Genomic DNA, 990 nt, shown 5'->3' on the forward strand with positions numbered 1-990 from the left:
TAATAAAGATAAATCTCCAATTGAACTATTTGAAAGTGAAAAATGTAACTTACTTCCTACACTTGGAAAATATGAATATGCAAGGCTAGAAATGCTTAGAGTTGATAAATATTCAACTATTGTTGTTGATACTTGTCATTACTCCGTTCCCGATAGGTTTGTGAATAAAATACTAAGATGCAAAATATATTCTAATGATATAATTCTGTATTTTGAAGAAGAAAAAATTACACACCATAAGAAAAATCCTGGATTGCATCAATGGGTTATTGATATTAATCATTATCTTATAACTCTATTTAGAAAGCCCCATGCATTGATAAATAGTTGTGCATTTAAGCAAATAGATACAAATATTCAAGATATGTATACTTCCTATTTTATAGGAAAAGAAAAATAGTTTATAGAATTATTGAACTTAGTAGGTGAAGTTGGTATAGAAAAGGTAGAGAAAAGTATAGAAATGATTCGAAAAGTAACACCTACTTCTATAACATTAGACAAAATAAAGTTTGTATGCCAACGCAATGAAGAAATTGACTATTATAAGCAATATTTTAAGGATAGTGATTCTAGTATTGTTAATAATTCTATAAATTTATTGAATAACTATACCGAGATGCTTTCTGAAAGAAAGGACGATATAGGATAATGAAAAATCATGATAAAAAAATATTTCTTAATGGAATATATGAATATGCCAATTATCTTAAGTTATCAACATTTAAAATTGGTATAGATACAGAAATTAATAGTGCAACTGAAATAGATTCAAGTTATGAGGAGCTAATTTATAAGCTACTTCAAAAAGAGTATGATTATAGTCAGGAAGAAGTTAGAAAAAGTAGAGTACGTATTGCAAGCTTTCCGTATAAAAAATATCTAGATGAGCTAGATATTAATGAATTACCTACAGATGCCCAAAAGAAGTTAGGGACGTTAAGTACCCTAGACTTTATAGAAAAAGGGCAAAATGTAATTTTATCTGGA

The 990-nt window shown here is 27.4% G+C and carries 3 protein-coding genes; all 3 read left to right on the forward strand.

What is annotated here, in order from left to right; translation table 11 throughout:
- Positions 1-400 (forward strand): Mu transposase domain-containing protein (locus tag ACQPUY_RS17700; protein ID WP_430843369.1); only part of this gene is annotated, 400 nt, incomplete at its 5' end.
- A 12-nt stretch (positions 401-412) separates the two neighbouring features.
- Complete coding sequence (locus ACQPUY_RS17705) at positions 413-652, forward strand: hypothetical protein (RefSeq protein ID WP_430843371.1); 240 nt, start codon at positions 413-415, stop codon at positions 650-652.
- A partial coding sequence (locus ACQPUY_RS17710) for an ATP-binding protein (RefSeq protein ID WP_430843373.1) occupies positions 652-990 on the forward strand: 339 nt, incomplete at its 3' end. The genes ACQPUY_RS17705 and ACQPUY_RS17710, both read left to right, overlap by 1 nt.

The sequence above is a fragment of the Clostridium nigeriense genome (genome assembly GCF_050585245.1).
In the GTDB taxonomy this organism is placed as follows: Bacteria; Bacillota; Clostridia; order Clostridiales; family Clostridiaceae; genus Clostridium; species Clostridium nigeriense_A.